The sequence below is a fragment of the Trinickia sp. genome, assembly GCF_051961175.1.
In the GTDB taxonomy this organism is placed as follows: domain Bacteria; phylum Pseudomonadota; class Gammaproteobacteria; order Burkholderiales; family Burkholderiaceae; genus Trinickia.
Map to the genome: position 1 here is coordinate 1 of NZ_JBQCDN010000132.1, position 16,056 is coordinate 16,056.

19 protein-coding genes and 1 riboswitch are annotated in these 16,056 nt (G+C 64.3%); of the genes, 12 read left to right on the forward strand and 7 right to left on the reverse strand.

Annotated elements, in window-relative coordinates; translation table 11 throughout:
- Positions 1 to 40 precede the first annotated feature (40 nt).
- Both tolQ and ybgC read right to left on the reverse strand, forming a co-directional pair.
- On the reverse strand, positions 41 to 718 hold the full coding sequence (gene tolQ, locus ACTHL0_RS07300) for a protein TolQ (protein ID WP_440535537.1): 678 nt from the start codon (positions 716 to 718) through the stop codon (positions 41 to 43).
- Positions 719 to 873: 155 nt separating this feature from the next.
- Positions 874 to 1,344 (reverse strand): tol-pal system-associated acyl-CoA thioesterase, encoded by a 471-nt coding sequence (ybgC, locus tag ACTHL0_RS07305; RefSeq protein WP_440566007.1) that lies wholly within the window; start codon positions 1,342 to 1,344, stop codon positions 874 to 876.
- 107 nt (positions 1,345 to 1,451) lie between these two features.
- Positions 1,452 to 1,551: riboswitch (ZMP/ZTP riboswitch) on the forward strand.
- Between the two features lie 158 nt (positions 1,552 to 1,709).
- Between ybgC and glyA the strand changes: the two genes are divergently transcribed.
- From glyA to ACTHL0_RS07340, 7 genes are all read left to right on the forward strand, one after another.
- Positions 1,710 to 2,957, forward strand: a complete 1,248-nt coding sequence (gene glyA, locus ACTHL0_RS07310; RefSeq protein ID WP_440566009.1) for a serine hydroxymethyltransferase — start codon at positions 1,710 to 1,712, stop codon at positions 2,955 to 2,957.
- A 6-nt stretch (positions 2,958 to 2,963) separates the two neighbouring features.
- Complete coding sequence (nrdR, locus tag ACTHL0_RS07315) at positions 2,964 to 3,446, forward strand: transcriptional regulator NrdR (RefSeq protein WP_440566011.1); 483 nt, start codon at positions 2,964 to 2,966, stop codon at positions 3,444 to 3,446.
- Positions 3,447 to 3,611: 165 nt separating this feature from the next.
- Positions 3,612 to 4,241 carry a GspH/FimT family pseudopilin gene (locus tag ACTHL0_RS07320; protein ID WP_440566012.1) on the forward strand — a complete coding sequence of 210 codons (630 nt, stop codon included), beginning with the start codon at positions 3,612 to 3,614 and terminating at the stop codon, positions 4,239 to 4,241.
- A 98-nt stretch (positions 4,242 to 4,339) separates the two neighbouring features.
- Entirely contained in the window at positions 4,340 to 4,783 is a 444-nt protein-coding gene (locus tag ACTHL0_RS07325) for a type IV pilus modification PilV family protein (RefSeq protein ID WP_440566014.1), read from the forward strand.
- Positions 4,784 to 4,929: 146 nt separating this feature from the next.
- Positions 4,930 to 5,706, forward strand: coding sequence for a type IV pillus assembly protein (locus tag ACTHL0_RS07330; protein WP_440566015.1), 777 nt, complete (start codon positions 4,930 to 4,932; stop codon positions 5,704 to 5,706).
- A 2-nt stretch (positions 5,707 to 5,708) separates the two neighbouring features.
- Positions 5,709 to 6,326 (forward strand): pilus assembly PilX family protein, encoded by a 618-nt coding sequence (locus ACTHL0_RS07335; protein ID WP_440566016.1) that lies wholly within the window; start codon positions 5,709 to 5,711, stop codon positions 6,324 to 6,326.
- 76 nt (positions 6,327 to 6,402) lie between these two features.
- The gene (locus tag ACTHL0_RS07340) at positions 6,403 to 6,882 is read left to right on the forward strand and encodes a prepilin-type N-terminal cleavage/methylation domain-containing protein (protein ID WP_440566017.1); all 480 of its coding nucleotides are present in this window, start codon (positions 6,403 to 6,405) and stop codon (positions 6,880 to 6,882) included.
- A gap of 128 nt (positions 6,883 to 7,010) precedes the next feature.
- Here ACTHL0_RS07340 and ACTHL0_RS07345 read toward each other — a convergent pair whose 3' ends face one another.
- From ACTHL0_RS07345 to ACTHL0_RS07360, 4 genes are all read right to left on the reverse strand, one after another.
- Positions 7,011 to 7,415 (reverse strand): DUF3318 domain-containing protein, encoded by a 405-nt coding sequence (locus tag ACTHL0_RS07345; protein ID WP_440566018.1) that lies wholly within the window; start codon positions 7,413 to 7,415, stop codon positions 7,011 to 7,013.
- A gap of 163 nt (positions 7,416 to 7,578) precedes the next feature.
- A complete protein-coding gene (locus ACTHL0_RS07350) occupies positions 7,579 to 7,965 on the reverse strand; it encodes a phage holin family protein (protein ID WP_440566020.1) in 387 nt (128 codons plus the stop codon).
- Between the two features lie 138 nt (positions 7,966 to 8,103).
- Positions 8,104 to 8,406 carry a DUF883 family protein gene (locus ACTHL0_RS07355; RefSeq protein WP_440566021.1) on the reverse strand — a complete coding sequence of 101 codons (303 nt, stop codon included), beginning with the start codon at positions 8,404 to 8,406 and terminating at the stop codon, positions 8,104 to 8,106.
- A 344-nt stretch (positions 8,407 to 8,750) separates the two neighbouring features.
- A complete protein-coding gene (locus ACTHL0_RS07360; protein WP_440566031.1) occupies positions 8,751 to 9,563 on the reverse strand; it encodes an EAL domain-containing protein in 813 nt (270 codons plus the stop codon).
- 311 nt (positions 9,564 to 9,874) lie between these two features.
- Between ACTHL0_RS07360 and ACTHL0_RS07365 the strand changes: the two genes are divergently transcribed.
- The 3 genes from ACTHL0_RS07365 to fahA all read left to right on the forward strand — a co-directional run bounded on the left by ACTHL0_RS07365 (position 9,875) and on the right by fahA (position 12,874).
- On the forward strand, positions 9,875 to 10,105 hold the full coding sequence (locus ACTHL0_RS07365; RefSeq protein WP_440566022.1) for a DUF2783 domain-containing protein: 231 nt from the start codon (positions 9,875 to 9,877) through the stop codon (positions 10,103 to 10,105).
- 112 nt (positions 10,106 to 10,217) lie between these two features.
- Positions 10,218 to 11,567, forward strand: coding sequence for a homogentisate 1,2-dioxygenase (hmgA, locus tag ACTHL0_RS07370; RefSeq protein ID WP_440566032.1), 1,350 nt, complete (start codon positions 10,218 to 10,220; stop codon positions 11,565 to 11,567).
- Positions 11,564 to 12,874: a fumarylacetoacetase gene (gene fahA / locus ACTHL0_RS07375; protein WP_440566024.1), complete on the forward strand. Its 1,311-nt coding sequence runs from the start codon at positions 11,564 to 11,566 to the stop codon at positions 12,872 to 12,874. Before hmgA ends, fahA begins: the two co-directional genes overlap by 4 nt.
- An 84-nt stretch (positions 12,875 to 12,958) precedes the next feature.
- Here fahA and ACTHL0_RS07380 read toward each other — a convergent pair whose 3' ends face one another.
- Complete coding sequence (locus ACTHL0_RS07380) at positions 12,959 to 13,783, reverse strand: crotonase/enoyl-CoA hydratase family protein (RefSeq protein ID WP_440566025.1); 825 nt, start codon at positions 13,781 to 13,783, stop codon at positions 12,959 to 12,961.
- 182 nt (positions 13,784 to 13,965) lie between these two features.
- On the opposite strand from ACTHL0_RS07380, the gene ACTHL0_RS07385 reads away from it, so the two are divergent.
- Entirely contained in the window at positions 13,966 to 14,523 is a 558-nt protein-coding gene (locus ACTHL0_RS07385; protein ID WP_440566027.1) for a plasmid fertility inhibition factor family protein, read from the forward strand.
- A gap of 244 nt (positions 14,524 to 14,767) precedes the next feature.
- Positions 14,768 to 15,985 carry a pyridoxal-phosphate-dependent aminotransferase family protein gene (locus ACTHL0_RS07390; RefSeq protein WP_440566029.1) on the forward strand — a complete coding sequence of 406 codons (1,218 nt, stop codon included), beginning with the start codon at positions 14,768 to 14,770 and terminating at the stop codon, positions 15,983 to 15,985.
- Positions 15,986 to 16,056 lie beyond the last annotated feature (71 nt).

Sequence of the window (16,056 nt, forward strand, 5' to 3'; positions counted from 1 at the left end):
CATGCTGGATCGGTTGGTGGAACCGGCCATCGCGTACTCCTTAATGCGCCTGGCGCTGCAAGATGTTCGAGAACTCTTCGATGAACGTTTCGAAGCGGATCGCGAGGCGATCGATGTCGTGCGCGTAACGGTTGTAGGCGACGACGGCGGGGATCGCCGCGAACAGGCCGATGGCCGTGGCCGTCAGGGCTTCGGCGATGCCGGGCGCCACGTTGGCAAGCGTTGCCTGCTGCACGTTGGCCAGACCGCGGAACGCGTTCATGATCCCCCACACCGTGCCGAACAAGCCGATATACGGGCTGACCGAGCCGACCGAGGCGAGGAAGGCGAGGTTGGCCTCGAGCACGTCCATTTCGCGCTGGAAGGCGGCGCGCATCGCACGGCGCGCGCCGTCGAGAATCGCGCCCGGATCGTTGATCCGCCGCTCCTTGCCCTTCAGGAATTCACGCATGCCCGACTCGAAAATCCGTTCGAGCCCGCCAATCGTATGGCGGTTGTTGGCGGCACTTTGATAGAGCGCCTGCAAATCGCCGCCCGACCAGAAATCGCGCTCGAATTGTTCAGTTTGCGCCCGGGCGCGCCGGATGGCAAACCACTTGCGGAAGATGAACGTCCACGACATCAGCGACAGCAAGAGCAGCAGCCCCATCACCGCTTGCGCGAGCACGCTCGCGTTGAGGACGAGAGTAACGATCGACAAATCTTGTGCGTTGTTCATAAAAAATTATGCTTATGCGTCAGAACGGCGAGGGTCGCTGCAAGCTGCGCAAAGGGTATTGGTCAACCGTTTGAAAGCCTTGTCCCATCAGGGCGGAGCCCCGTTTGGCATCGACCGGCACGATACTAGTTCATTGACGTAGTCCTCAACGGAAATCAGTCGTTCGTCGTTGACACCTCCTCGCGAAAGGCGAGGGGGTTGCGGCGCAGCCCATCGGCCACCGACGCCGGCAGGACGACCGGTTTCAGGGTGGCGAGCTCGACGCAGCCGATGCGAATCGTGCCGACGGCGAGCAGGGTGTCGCCGCGCCGCGCTTCCTGGACGAACTCGACGCTCGCTTTGCCCAGACGTTCGATCCGGCTCGCGATCGTCAACACATCGTCGAGCCGCGCCGGCGTACGGTACTGGACGGCCGTTTCGCTGACGATGAAGACGACGCCGTTTTCCTCCGCCAGCTTGTGCTGGTCGATGCCGCAGGCCCGAAGCCATTCGGTGCGCGCGCGCTCGAAGAACTTCAGATAGTTCGCAAAAAAGACGATGCCGCCCGCATCGGTATCTTCGTAGTAGACGCGGATCGGCCAATCGAAGCTGAATTGCACGCCGCGATGGCTGGTTGGCTGGTTCATGGCCCGGCATTTTACCGGATGTGCGGATCGGTCTCGAAATTGCGTGGCATTGCCCCGAAATTGCCCCGGAATTGCCTATTGGTGGCGCTTCACATACACTATCGCGCTCATCCCTGCGTGACTGGCGATAAAACCCTTCGGGGTCAAGGTGGAGCCGCCCACCGTGAAGCGCAGGGTGCCGTTTTGCCGTTCGCCTGGGCAGCCGAGTGTCGGAGCGCCGTCGTTTGCGTCGACCGCGGTTGTCCTGCCCGCGTAACGGTTCATCCGCCACGTCCGGGCTGGCCTGCCGCCAGCCGCGCAAGCGTACGTCCGGTACGTATCCCGCGCACGATTCGGCCAACCTGACCACCCTTAACGGAACGCGTATGTTTGACAGAGCCCAAAGCACCATTGCCAACGTCGATCCTGAGATCTGGAACGCCATCCAGCAGGAAAACCGCCGCCAGGAAGAGCACATCGAGCTCATCGCCTCGGAAAACTACACGAGCCCGGCCGTGATGGCGGCGCAAGGCTCGCAACTGACGAACAAGTACGCCGAAGGCTATCCCGGCAAGCGTTACTACGGCGGCTGCGAATACGTCGATGTCGTCGAGCAGTTGGCGATCGATCGCGTGAAGGCGCTCTTCGGCGCCGAGGCCGCGAACGTGCAGCCGAACTCAGGCTCGCAGGCGAACCAGGGCGTGTTCTTCGCGATGCTCAAGCCCGGCGACACGATCATGGGGATGAGCCTCGCCGAAGGCGGCCACCTCACGCACGGCTCGCCCGTGAATATGTCGGGCAAGTGGTTCAACGTGGTCAGCTATGGGCTGAACGAAGCGGAAGACATCGATTACGAAGCGGCCGAGAAGCTCGCGCAAGAGCATAAGCCGAAGCTGATCGTGGCCGGCGCTTCGGCATTCGCGCTGAAGATCGATTTCGAGCGTCTTTCGAAGATCGCCAAGTCGGTCGGCGCGTATTTGATGGTCGATATGGCCCACTACGCCGGCCTGATCGCAGCCGGTGTCTATCCGAACCCGGTGCCGCACGCCGATTTCGTGACGACGACGACGCACAAGAGCCTGCGCGGCCCGCGTGGCGGCGTTATCCTGATGAAGGCCGAATTCGAGAAGCAAATCAACTCGGCCATCTTCCCGGGCATCCAGGGCGGCCCGCTGATGCACGTCATCGCCGGCAAGGCCGTGGCGTTCAAGGAAGCCGCATCGTCCGAGTTCAAGACGTACCAGCAGCAAGTGGTGGAAAACGCGCGCGTGCTCGCGGAAACGCTGGTCAAGCGTGGGCTTCGCATCGTCTCGGGCCGTACGGAAAGCCACGTGATGCTGGTGGATCTGCGTGCCAAGAAGATCACCGGCAAGGCCGCCGAGGCAGCACTCGGCGCGGCGCATATCACCGTCAACAAGAACGCGATTCCGAACGATCCGGAAAAGCCGTTCGTGACGAGCGGTATCCGTCTGGGCTCGCCGGCCATGACGACGCGCGGCTTCGGTCCGAAGGAAGCCGAGCAAGTGGGCAATCTGATTGCCGACGTGCTGGATAACCCGGAAGACGCCGCAACGATCGAGCGCGCGCGTGCACAGGTGGCCGAGCTCACGAAGCGGTTCCCCGTCTATAGCTGATCGGCCATGCGCTGCCCCTTCTGCCGGCACGAAGATACGCAAGTGATCGATTCACGCGTATCGGAGGACGGCGCCGCGATCCGGCGCCGGCGGCGCTGCCCATCCTGCGACAAACGTTTCACGACGTATGAGCGGGTGGAGCTGACGCTGCCGGCTGTCGTCAAGAAGGATGGCAGCCGCAGCGAGTTCGACCGGCGCAAGATTGCCGCGAGCATGCGGCTGGCGCTGCGCAAGCGCCCGGTTTCCGCCGAGGCGATCGATGCGGCCGTCGCTCGCATCGAATATCAGCTGCTCGGCAGCGGCGAGCGCGAGGTTCGCAGCGAGCGGCTGGGCGAACTCGTCATGAACGAGTTGCTGGCGCTCGATAAAATTGCCTACGTGCGTTTTGCGTCCGTGTACCGGCGCTTCGAAGACGTGTCCGAATTCGAGGACGTGATCGAGGAGTTTCGCCGGCCCAAGCAGGACAAGCCCACCACGCGCAAGCGTTGATTGTTTCTTACGGGCTCCCCGAATGAGCCTCCTATGGCGTCGTCCGCCAGTCCTTGATCGTACACATTGAATCCGCCCGAACGTGTCTTTGGCTGATCGGACGATGGTGCGGCTCACGCCCACCCGTTAGATTGGACGACATGCCGACGACGGGAGGGAAGGGACATGCAAGGCGGATCAGTGTGCGTTCGCGCAGGGCGGCGCGCGCCTTGGCGCTGCGGCGGGTTTTCGCTTGTCGAACTGTTGATCGTCACCGGGCTCGCGGCGTCGGCTGCGATGGCGGTAGCGCCCGCGTTTTCCGAATGGCATGCCCGGGATCGTGTCGACCGCGCGGCTCGCGCATTGCTCGCCAGTCTGACATTCGCGCGCGGTGAGGCCGTTGCCCGCGGCGCTCGAGTCGTCGTGTGCCCGGCCATCGGCGCGGCGGGTTGCGCACCGACAGGCTATCTTTGCGCTCGCGGTGCGCTCGATTGGTCTTGCGGCTGGGCGGTTGTGGTGGCGTCCGGGCGTGCCCGTGCGGAGCGGCGCGCTTACGGGGACCCCTCTCCGCCGATTCATCCAGTGCTGCGCAGTTATCCGCGTATCGCTGATGTGGCGATCGGTGCCACGGCGGCTCGCGTGGAGTTCACGCCGCCAGCCGGTCAGGTCATCGGCGGCTTTCGGCATTTCGAATTTTCATCGATTGGGGTTCCGGCTGGCGCGAACGTCGATCGCTCTCGTCGATGCATCCGCATCGCGGCGGGTGGGCGCGCGAGACTCGAACACGGCGGCTGCGACAAGCCGGCCAAGACATGAACGAAGCGCCGATCGCGGCCGCGGGGGCCGCTGCCGCTCAGCGGCATCGGGTTCGCGCGGAACGATGTTTTCCTACGATTGGGACGCCTGGGTCGTCGATGGCCAAGCGGGCCGTCGGTGCGAGCGCGCGCCGATGTGCGGGCGCGTCGCTGTTGGAAGTGCTGGTAGCCGTTTCGTTGCTTGCCGTGTCGCTGCTGGGCCTGGCGGCAGTGCAGCTCGCGGCGCTGCGGGACGGCGAAGCGCAGGCGAGACACGACCAAGCTTCGTGGATGGCGGCGTCGATCGCCGAAACGATGCGGATGCCCGAATGGGCGGCACCGATGCTCGAGCGCTCGCGCGCGTCGATCGAGCAGGTATTGCCTGGGGCACGGATATCGCTCGTCGATGAGGCAAGCGACATCGGCATGATCATCGTTCATTGGCCCCGCTCGGCGGGGGGACAGGAGCGAGTGCAATCGCCGGATGAGGGCCCCTGCGGACCCGCTGCAGACCGGGGCGCCGTTCAGTGCATCGCGCAGCCGTTTGCCGTGGGTGGCGCGTGATGGTTGGCCGCGCAATGGGCATGGACACATTTCGATCAGCCGCCCCAATGGACGACGTGTCGACACGCCGGGAACGGATGCCGAGGGGCGCAACGCTAAGCGCTACGTTCTACGGCACCTGCCCATCGAGAAGACAGGCGGGGCACGTGCTGTTGGAATGGCTGATCGCGGCGGCGCTCGGTCTCGTTGTGCTGGCCGGCACGCTGACCCTCTATCGCTTGCACCGCGTATCGTTCGAACGCGCGGTTGATGCAGCGGCGATGCGCGAAGCCGGTGCGGCAGCACTGGCGCTCGTCGGGCAGCAGATCCAAATGGCCGGTTATGCGCCGCTCGATGAACCGATGCTCCGTGAGCGTGTGATGCCGGGCATTTTCGGTTGTCAGTCGGCTCGGCCGGTGTTGCTCGAGATGGCCGACGGCATGAACTGTCAGCACGAGCCATCCCGCACGGATTCGGACGCTGTCATTGTCCGCTATGCGGATGACGCGGTGTCGACTTGGCACGGAGCGTCGGGCGAGCCGACCGATTGCCTCGGACAAGGCGTGGCGCGCCATGGCCGGCATGCGGTCATCGTCAATGGTTTTTTTGTGGCGCGGCTGGCCCGGCGTCAGGAGTCCGAACTCTATTGCATCGGCAACGGACACCCGTGGCCGCAGCCCATCGTGGAAGGCATCGATCGAATGGAACTGCGTTACTGGCTGCGCGGCGCTGCGGAGCCGATACGCGCGAGCGGGCTTGTGCCGATGCAATGGGCGGAGATCGTGGCCGTCGATCTATGCGTGGTCGTGCGGGGGCGGCGAGCGTCGGGTGTGCGCGCCTTCATCGATTGCGACGGGAGGCAGATGCGCAGTGTGGACGGGAAAGACAGATTGTCGGTTTCGCGCCGTCTGGCGTTGCGTAATCGGCAGGATGGAAGGCTGTGAGCATGAGCGCCGGAGTACGACGCGAATCGGCGCTGCACATGCGGATGGCGGGCTGCGGCAACGGGGCGGGGCGGCACGCGGTTCATGCGCTGGGCCGCGGGCCCGTTGGGTCGCGCGGCCGCCTGCGTGCGGATCATCGAGGTATCGCATTGCCCAGTGCGCTGATGCTCGCGGCGATGATGCTCACGACGTCGGCTGCCTGGCTGGAAGCGTCAATCGCGCATCGGCGTTACCGCGTCAATGTGCATGAGCATTTGCGCGCAACCCAGGCTGCGGATGGCGCACTCGCGTTGTGTGAGCGCGACTTGCGATCAGGCGTGGCACCGGTGCTGCCGGCGTGGGGTGGAACACCGGAGCAATGGACAAAGCCGGAGACGTTCGACAGTCCGTCGGCCTACGAGCCTGTACCTTCCTGGCCCGGATCGGCGCGCGCACCGCAATGCGTGATCGAAGCGTCGTTCGTCGAAGGCCAGGCCGATGCGCGGGCGTATTGGATCACCGCGCGCGGCTTTGGCTCCAGCGTGTCGGTGCAAGCGCGGCTTCAACTGATGATCATGACCGAGGCGGGCCGCGAGCGACGAGCGTGGCGCCGCATCGTCGCTGCGCCGGCAGCGCGCTAGGAGGGGCGATAGGGGCGATAGGGGCGATAGGGGCGATAAGGGCGATAAGGGCTATAGGCGGGAGCAGGAGGGCGGGATGAAAACAAGCGAATCGGCGAGCGGCTTTTCGATGCTCGAACTTGTCATCGCGCTTGCGATGGCGGCGGTGTTGGCGGCTTACGCCGTACCGTCGTATCTGGCATACGCCGCCCGCGGCCATCGGATCGACGCGGTGATCGCACTGCACCGTGCCGCGCAATCCATCGCTGCGGCCGAGGCTGCGAGGCCCGCCGCTGCGGCAACCGCCCTCGCGTTGCCAACCGGGCTCAGCCGAGTGCCAGAGAGGGGGCGTGTTGTCTATCGACTGGAATGGTTACGTGCGGGCGACACGAGCGGTGGTTACGAACTGCACGCCATTCCGGCAGCTGATGGCCCGATGCGCGCCGATGTGTGCGGCACGTTCGTGCTCGATGGACTCGGCGTGCGCTCGAATCTGAGCCCGAATCTCAGCGCGAGTTCGAGCCCGATTGCCGACAGCGCGGTCAGCGAACGCTGTTGGTCCGGACGCGCCGCCTAGCGGCAGCGACGTGGCTCAAGCAAGCGGGCCCTTGAGCTGCGCGTTACTGCACCCGCGTGATCCGACGCCTGCGCAATCCGAAGCCCGCGTGATCCGAAGCCCGCGTAATCCGAAGCCTGCGTGATTCGCTACCCTTCGCTCGCTGCGTCTTGTCCGTGCTGCCGCTGCGCGTTGCGTGCGCGCGCGAAATGGCCCCACACGCGCAGTCCGGCCCAGGCGGCGGCGCTCAGGGCGCCCCACTTGAGCACGGGCTTGACGCCGGTCGCGACGGTCGCCACGGTCGCACGCAGGGGCTTGCCCAAGGCGAGCGAAGCCACTGAACTCGCGAGCGGATGATTGAGCACCCAGTCCGTGATCGTCGCGTTCACGCCGCGTTTCCCCCCTTTGGGCCGCACGCTGCCGAGGCCCGGCACTAGCAGCTTGAGCCAGCCCAGGTTAGCGAACTTTCGGTGCAGTTCCGCGCGAGCCTGAACGAACTCGGCACGCTCGACCTCCGCGCGCAGCAACAACAATTCCTTTCGGACCGCGCGCATCTGCGGGGTGCTCGGGTCACGCACCGGGGAGTGCGCGGGGCGCGCCGAGTGGGGCGAGGAAGTCTGGTTCATAGGAGCGAGGGGCGAGGGTTCGGTCAGCCAAAGCGTTGGGAGGCCCGGAAGCCGCGACGATGCGCGTTGCGCCGTACGGGAGGGTATCCGGTCACGGTTCGCGGAACATCTCGCGGTCCTTCTCGAATTCGTGCAGCGTCTCCTGGAAGACGATCGGCGCCTCGCGCAGTCCGCTGCGTGCGCGGATCGCGCAGATCACCGCGCCCAGGCCATAGACAGCCGTAATGCCGGCGAGCACCTGCCAGCGGTAGCTGTCCCAAAAGGCGACGGCGATCAGTGCCGTCAAACTGATGAGCGCCATCATCGCGAACATAACGGCGACGAGCCCAAGGAACATGACGGCGACGATCCGCTCGCGTTCCTCGGCCAGCTCGATGCCGATCAATTCGAGCCGCGTATGAAGCAGCGCGAATACCGACGCGATCATGCGGCGCAACGGCCCGTGGCCGGCATGCTGCGAATGCGTATCGTTTGGCATGGATTGGCGAAAAAGCATGCAATGCGACGGCCGGCCGTGGCGACGGCACCGGGAAGAAGCTGCGCTACCCGGCGCCGGCCATGTCCGACGAAAGCCCGCAACGAGGAAGGACGCGGGCTGCCCTTCGCGCTAGCGCGACTACTTTCGGTTGATGAGCAAACCGACAAGCACGCCGACGCCGGCCGCGATGCCGATTGCTGTCCACGGATGCTCGTGAACGTAATCGTCGGTGGCGCGCACCGCTTTCTTGCCTTTCTCGACGACGACGACTTGCACGTCCGCCGCCTTTTCCTTCGCTTGCCGTAAGCGGCCCATCGCGGTTTCGCGCAATTCGGAGGCGCGTTCGCCCGTCGCACTCGCGGCTTGCTTCAACAGATCCTCGGCGTCCGCGAGGACGTTTCTGATATCGGACATCAGTCTCTCCTTGTTGACTTCTGACATTAGAGCCCCCTTTTTTCACTCATGCGTGCATCGTACCAAAGATAGGCTGAATGGCGGCGCACGGCGGCGTAGTTTGCGTCGTGCACGAACCGTTCCTGCCTGGCGCATGGGCAGTCTGCGGGCGTTCCGCCACAATGAAGCGACTTGCATCAAACGATGAAGGCGCAGGGCAGACGAGGCGAAATTACAAAGTTGCGAGCAGGGCGCGCTTACCGGCTGCTCGATCGGGACGTGCTCATGAACTCCGCGAGGGGCAAGGGTCTCCCACAGGTGGCCTCAATGCGGCGCGGGCCGCACCCGAGAGGGAAGCGGCCCGCGAAGGTTCTGTCGATCGGTGACGCTAACTAACGCGCGGCGCAAGCCTTCTTCGGAGCGAACAAGGGTCCTTGCACGAAGCGCGCACCGAACTGCGCCAACTCGTCGAACTGTGTCTCCGTGGCGACGCGGTCGAAGATGAGCGGGATGCCGAGGCGATTGGCGTAGGCGATCAACGGCTTGGCCATGGCATCGCGCAGGACGGCGCCCCCGTCGATCTTGATGAAATCGAGCCGCGCCATGTCGGATACCGACACGATGTGCCCGGCATTGGGCAAGTTGCCCGCCACCTTGAAGCCGTAGCGCTGATAACTGTTCGCGAGATAGCCGAGAAACGTGCGGTGCGCCACCGCCGCGCTCGGCAGTTCGATGATGACGCGCGCCGGATTGAGCCCGAACGCGATGAGTACCGACGAAAAATGCTGCCCATGATCGTACTTGACGCTCTTGAGCAGCCGTTCGTGAACGCGTAGGAACAGCATGCCATGACGCTGGGCACCGAAGAAATTGATCGCATGCAGCGTACGGGCGAGGCGATCGAGCGTCACGAGTTCGCGATCGTCGCCGACCGTGTCGAACGGATCGAAGGCTGTCCCGTCGGCTCGCGCCGTCAGGGCCTGGAAGCCGAGTTCGTCGCCGAAGCGGTCGGCTTGCTCGGGCGAGCTCCACAGCGTCTGCATGCCGCTCATGCTTACATCGAAGATCGGCTCATAGGCGCTTTGCAAGCGTATATCGCGGAAGCATGCAACGGCACACCCCTCGCGGCCGAGCGACACGTGCTCGCGCAAAGAGGGGTGATCGGTGGCTCGCGCAACGAGCGCGGGAATGGTCGGCGGGATCATCGGGGAAGAAAAAGGCACGCAGACGATGGTATCAGGCTGCGCGTCATCGGTATCAGCTAGTTGCTTATAACGACATTCCCGTCGATCGTTCCATCGGGGTTTACGTTTATTTAACTATACGTAATCCGTTTTACTATTCGTAAATCTGCTGCGCGGCCGATCGCCGCGCGGTAATCGCACCGCGCCCATGGACATCGATGCTCGCCCGCTTACGTTCGCATCCGCGTCCGGCCCGGCAAGGCAGACCCCTTGCCGGCTTTGAGCTGCCTGCTGTCTTTGGCCCTGCAAATTGAAGGGGAGGGGTTTCATTGATGAGTGCTCCCACGACACCCGGGCGCTTGCTGACCGATCCTCGGTTGTCCGATCCGGACGCCTTTTATGAAGCGCTGATCGAGATGCATCGCGACCTCACCGAGGCGGCGAGCGCGCTCGTCAACGCGAAGCTGGTCCTGCTGCTGGCTAATCACATCGGCGATCTCGATGTGCTGCGCGAGGCGATGGCGCTGGCGAGGCAAGACGTGCCTGTAAGCAGCGGCGCTTAAGCCCCTTGGGCGGCCAACTGATCGCGTTGCAATGGCGGGGTGCCGCGCGCTGATCGCCGTGTACGCCGCGTGTGCCATGTATCGATTCATCGTTTCATCGGAGAACTACGTCATGCAGGATGTCTCTCGCCGCGACGCCGAGCTGGGCTACCAGTCCGGCTTCGCGAACGAATTCGCCACCGAGGCGCTGCCCGGCGCGCTGCCGGTCGGCCGCAACTCGCCGCAGCGCGCGCCATACGGGCTTTACGCCGAACAGCTTTCAGGCACGGCGTTTACCGCGCCGCGCGCGCATAACCGCCGCAGCTGGCTGTACCGAATCCGGCCCGCAGCCGTGCATCGGCCGTTCGAACCGTTCGTGCGCAGTGGTGGACCGGCGGAGCCGCACCGGCTCGTCACGAACTTCGCCGATACGCCGCCCACGCCGCCCAATCAACTGCGTTGGGATCCTCTGCCGATGCCGGCCGAGCCGACCGATTTCGTAGAAGGCCTCATCACCATGGCCGGCAATGGTGCGGCCGAGTCGATGTCGGGCTGCGCGATTCATCTGTACGCCGCGAACCGGTCGATGCAGGACCGCTTCTTCTATAACGCCGACGGCGAACTCCTGATCGTGCCGCAAGAAGGGCGATTGCGGATCGCGACGGAAATGGGAGTGCTCGATATTGAGCCGCACGAAATCGCCGTCCTGCCGCGCGGCGTTCGCTTTGCCGTGACGCTCGTCGACGGCACGGCGCGCGGCTACGTCTGCGAAAACTTCGGTGCGCTGCTGCGCCTGCCCGATCTCGGGCCGATCGGGTCCAACGGGCTCGCCAATCCGCGCGATTTTCTGACGCCGCGCGCGGCCTACGAAGACCGCGAGGGTGCGTTCGAACTCGTCGCCAAACTGAACGGCAACCTATGGCGCGCCGACATCGGGCATTCGCCCCTCGACGTGGTGGCATGGCACGGCAATTACGCGCCGTACAAATACGATCTGCGGCGCTTCAATACGATCGGTTCGGTCAGCTACGACCATCCCGATCCGTCGATCTTTCTCGTGCTGCAATCGCCGAGCGATACGCCGGGCGTCGATACGATCGACTTCGTTATCTTTCCGCCGCGTTGGCTCGCGGGTGAGGATACGTTCCGGCCGCCCTGGTTCCACCGCAATGTCGCGAGCGAGTTCATGGGGCTTGTGCATGGTGTTTATGACGCCAAGGCCGAAGGGTTCGTGCCCGGCGGCGCGAGTCTGCACAACTGCATGTCCGGGCATGGTCCGGATGCCGATACCTTCGAGAAGGCATCGGCATCCGATACTTCGACGCCGCAGAAGGTACATGACACGCTCGCATTCATGTTCGAGACGCGGACGCTGCTCAAGCCGACGCAATTCGCGCTCGATAGCGCGCAGTTGCAAGCGCACTACTTCGAATGTTGGCAGGGCCTGAAGAAGCATTTCAACGCGGAGCAGCAATCAGCATGACGAACGATTTTTCACAAGCATCACTCGCGGCGGCGTGCGATCCGGCTAAACGGAGCTGGCTGGAATCGGCGAATGAGCCGGCGTGCGACTTCCCGATTCAGAACCTGCCGTTCGGTATCTTCAGCGATGCGCGTCACGCCATGCCGCGTGCGGGCGTGGCGATCGGCGATTTGATCGTCGATCTCGCGGCGTTGCGCTCGGCGGGCCATCTCGCGATCGACGCGGGCGAGGATGTGTTTGTTCAGCCGTCGCTCAACGCGTTCATTTCGCTTGGACGCGATGCATGGCGCAGTGTCCGAATCCAGTTGAGCGCGCTGCTCGATGCCGCTTGTCCGACGTTGCGCGACGATCCGGCGTTGCGAGCGCGCGTGCTCGTCCCGATGCAAGATGCGACGATGCATTTGCCCGTCGCCATCCCCGGCTATACGGATTTCTATTCGTCGAAGGAGCATGCCACGAACGTCGGCTCGATGTTCCGCGACCCGAAGAATGCGCTGCTGCCGAATTGGTCGGAGATGCCGATCGGCTACAACGGGCGCGCTTCGTCGGTGGTCGTCAGCGGGACGAACGTGCGTCGTCCGATGGGGCAATTGAAGTTGCCCGATCAGGAGCGGCCGATCTATGGTGCGTGCCGCAAGCTCGATATCGAACTGGAGACGGGTTTTATTGTCGGGCGCGGCAATGCGCTGGGCGAACCGATAGCCTGCGGCGAAGCCGAAGATCACATCTTCGGCATGGTGCTGCTCAACGATTGGAGCGCGCGCGATATTCAGCAATGGGAGTATGTGCCGCTCGGTCCGTTCAATGCGAAATCGTTCGCGACGACGATCTCGCCGTGGGTCGTGACGTTGGATGCGTTAGAGCCGTTTCGTGTCGCGCAGCCGGAGCAGACGCCGGAGCCGTTGGCCTATCTGCGGCATGAGGGGAAGCATGCGTTCGATGTTGAGCTCGAAGTGCGGCTGCGGCCCGAAGGCGCGGCGACGGCGAGTACGATTGCGCGCACGAACTTCAAGTACATGTACTGGACGATGGCGCAGCAGCTCGCGCATCACACCGTTTCAGGCTGCAATACGCGCGTCGGCGATCTGATGGGCTCGGGCACGATCAGCGGGCCGACGGCCGATTCGTGTGGTTCGCTGCTGGAGTCGACTTGGAACGGTGCCAGGCCGGTGGCGCTTGAAGGGGGCGAGACGCGCACGTTCATCGTTGATGGTGACGAGTTGACGCTTTCGGGGTGGTGCCAAGGAGAGGGGTATCGAGTCGGGTTTGGGACGTGTGTCGGTAAAATTCTGCCGGCTCGCGGTTGATCGGTTTGTGGCCGGCAGCGGCGCGAGGACATCGTAGTAGGTCCTGCGCCACTGCCGGTCAGCGCTCGCGCTTTCGCCAAACGATTAGCCCTTGCCCCCGCCGGTATCACTCGCCGCCTGACCATGACGCCCGACGCCGCTGGCAAAACGCGCCGCGCCCGCGATACCCTCATCGAATACCGCACGATAACCACCGGCCCCTTCCCGGCGCAGCGCTTCGGCCAAGTCATCCATCGAGCTGTTCTCAACCGCCGACCGACGATCGGCCAGCAAAGCCGCTTGCGGAAACGCGGCCAGCTGCGCCGCCAACGCTTCTGCCGCTTCGCGCGCCGCGCCCTTCGGGACAACGCGATTCGCGAGCCCGATCGCCAGCGCCTCTTGTGCATCAACCGCCCGCCCGGTCAAAATCAAATCGAGCGCGCGCGACAGCCCGATCAAACGAGGCAACCGAATCGTGCCCCCATCAATAAGCGGCACCCCGAACCGCCGACAAAACACGCCAAGCACCGCGTCTTCCTCCACCACGCGCAAGTCGCACGTTGCCGCCAGCTCGAGTCCGCCTGCAACCGCATGGCCAGCAATCGCCGCCACCACCGGCTTCGACAGCATCATGCGCGTCGGCCCCATCGGGCCCGGGCCGCTGCCGTCGGGGCGAACCTCATTGCGACGCTGTTCATCGCCCATCGCCGTCAAATCCGCCCCCGCGCAGAACGTCCCGCCCGCCCCGAAGAGCACACCAGAGCGCCACTCCGGTTCGGCTTCAAAACGCGCGAACGCAGCGGCGAGCGCGGCCGCCGTTGGCCCATCGACAGCATTTCTGCAGTGCGGCCGATCGAGCACGATCGTCGCGACGCCGAGCGCGGACACCTCGATCCGGACATGCGCACCAAAGCCAAGGGTCTCTTGCATTTTTCATCTCGCTTCTTGGGCAGGCGGGAGAATGGGGCTAATCTTCAGATCATTCAGTTCGATCTGTCATTCTTGTCATGCGCCTGTCACGATCGGGAGATAGGCTGCGCGGTTTCCCTGCGGGATGAGCGCAGTGGAACCGGCGTAGCCGCGCCGGGCACTCCAACAATCATACGTTCGTCATGTCTACGTCCGCATCGATCCATGCGGTTGCTCTCGCACCCTCGGCCGGCCCGGGCCCAATCTGGGTCGTCCCGCTTCTCGGCCATTCCCACTACGATCACGTGCGCTTGAAACGCGTGTTCGAAGACGATCAAAGCCGGCATCGCGTCGTCATCGTCGACGCTCATAAGCTGCTCCAATGCGCCGCGCGCGACGATACCGATTACGTGCTGCCCCCTGTCGGCAATTGGCACAGCGGCAAGGTAAAAGGCATTCGCGACTTCCTGGACCCGGACAACGAGCAGGTCCCCGCCATGCCTTACGTCACGATCGAGTCGCGCCGCGTGCACGGCCTGCTCGGCTGGCTGCGGCTCAAGCACGAAGGCGTCGTCGGGTTTCGCAACGGCCAGCATCGGGCGCGCTATCTGGCTCATGCAGGCGCCGTCGCGTTCCCCGTGGAAGTGCATGAACGCGAGGTGGCCTTGCTCACCCACTTGTGCGGGTACGTGGCGCCGCCTGCGCCCGTTATCGACGGCACATCGGCGCATCCGCCAGTGGCACCGTCACCGGGGGATTGAACCTGACCGCAAGCTTGGCCTTCGAAACCCGATTGCCGGGCTTGGCCGCTCCAAACCGATGATCGACCCGGGGGCGAACCTCGTCCCAACGTCGTGCGAACGCGTGTTCGGTCGAAAAGACTTGCTCGCGCGCCGAAATGGGGCAATGATCGGCATTCCCTTCGCCGCAATGCACCATCTCGGCCGAGCCTCGTGCGCGGCGGAGCGGAACCGCTGTTTCCGCGAACCCCTATTGCGCCTAACCATGTCCAGCACCGAGCCCTCCATCCCTTGCCCCGACGTCGTGTCGCTCGACGCGATCCTCCCCGAAGAACCGTTGTTGATGATGGGCGCCGGCCCCGTGCCGATTCCCGCCGCCGTGGCCAAGGCCAACGCAATCGTCATCAATCACCTCGGGGCCACGATGTCGAAGGTCATCGGGCAAGTGAAGGATATGGCGCGCTACGTCTTCCAGACGCGCTCGAAATGGGTCTTGGGCGTCGCCGGCCCCGGCTCCGCGGCGATGGAAATGGCGATTTCGAACCTCGCTTGGTCTGGCACGCGCGTGCTCTCGATCAAAAACGGTTTCTTCAGCGCGCGGATGGCCGAGATGGCCAGACGCTGCGGCGCGCAGGTCGCCACGCTCGAGGTGGCCGACGGCGCTGTGGCGAGCCTCGCCGACATCGCCGAGGCGCTGGCCCGCGAGACGCCCGAAGTCGTGACGATCGTGCAAGGCGAGACGTCAAACACCGTCTGGAATCATCAACTGAAAGAGATTGCCGCGCTGGCGAAGGCGGCCGGCGCGCTCGTCGTTGTCGATGCCGTTTGCACGCTTAGCACCATGCCGCTCGAAATGGACGCGTGGGGAATCGATGCCGTGATCACCGGTGGACAAAAAGGGCTGTCGTCGATTCCGGGGGTGTCGCTCATCGCGTTTTCAGACGCGGCCTGGCAGCGGATGAAGTCCCGCAAGCAGCCCAGCGCGCATTGGTGTCTCGACGCCTCGCTCGCGGAAAATTTCTGGCACAACGCCGGTTATCACTACACTGCGCCCGTCTCCGGCGTGCTGGCGTTGCACGAAGCGCTGCGGCTCGTCTGCGCCGAAACACTCGAAAAACGGTTTGCGCGCCACCTCAAGTGCTCGCTCGCGCTGCAAGCGGGCGTCTCGGCGATGGGGCTCGAGCTGTTCGCGCCCGAGCCTTGCCGGCTCAATTCGGTCGTCGGCATCTCGACGCCGGCCGGATTGAGCCCCGCCGATGTCTGCGGTCATATCTCACGCCAGCACCAAGTGGAGATCTCGGGTTCGTTCGGACTGCCGATCGTGCGGATCGGGCAGATGGGCGAGCAATGCCGCGAGCACAATCTGTTTCGCACGCTGCACGCGCTCGGCCGCACGATGGTTGAACTGGGGGCGCGCGTCGATCTGCCGGCCGGCGTTGCGGCGCTGGCACATTCGCTGTCGGAAACCGCTCGGGGGCGTTGAGTGGTCGGCCCTAGAGATGTCGTGCGATGGTCGGCGCTCAAGGTGCCGGAAAGCGTCGCGAAATGTGATGA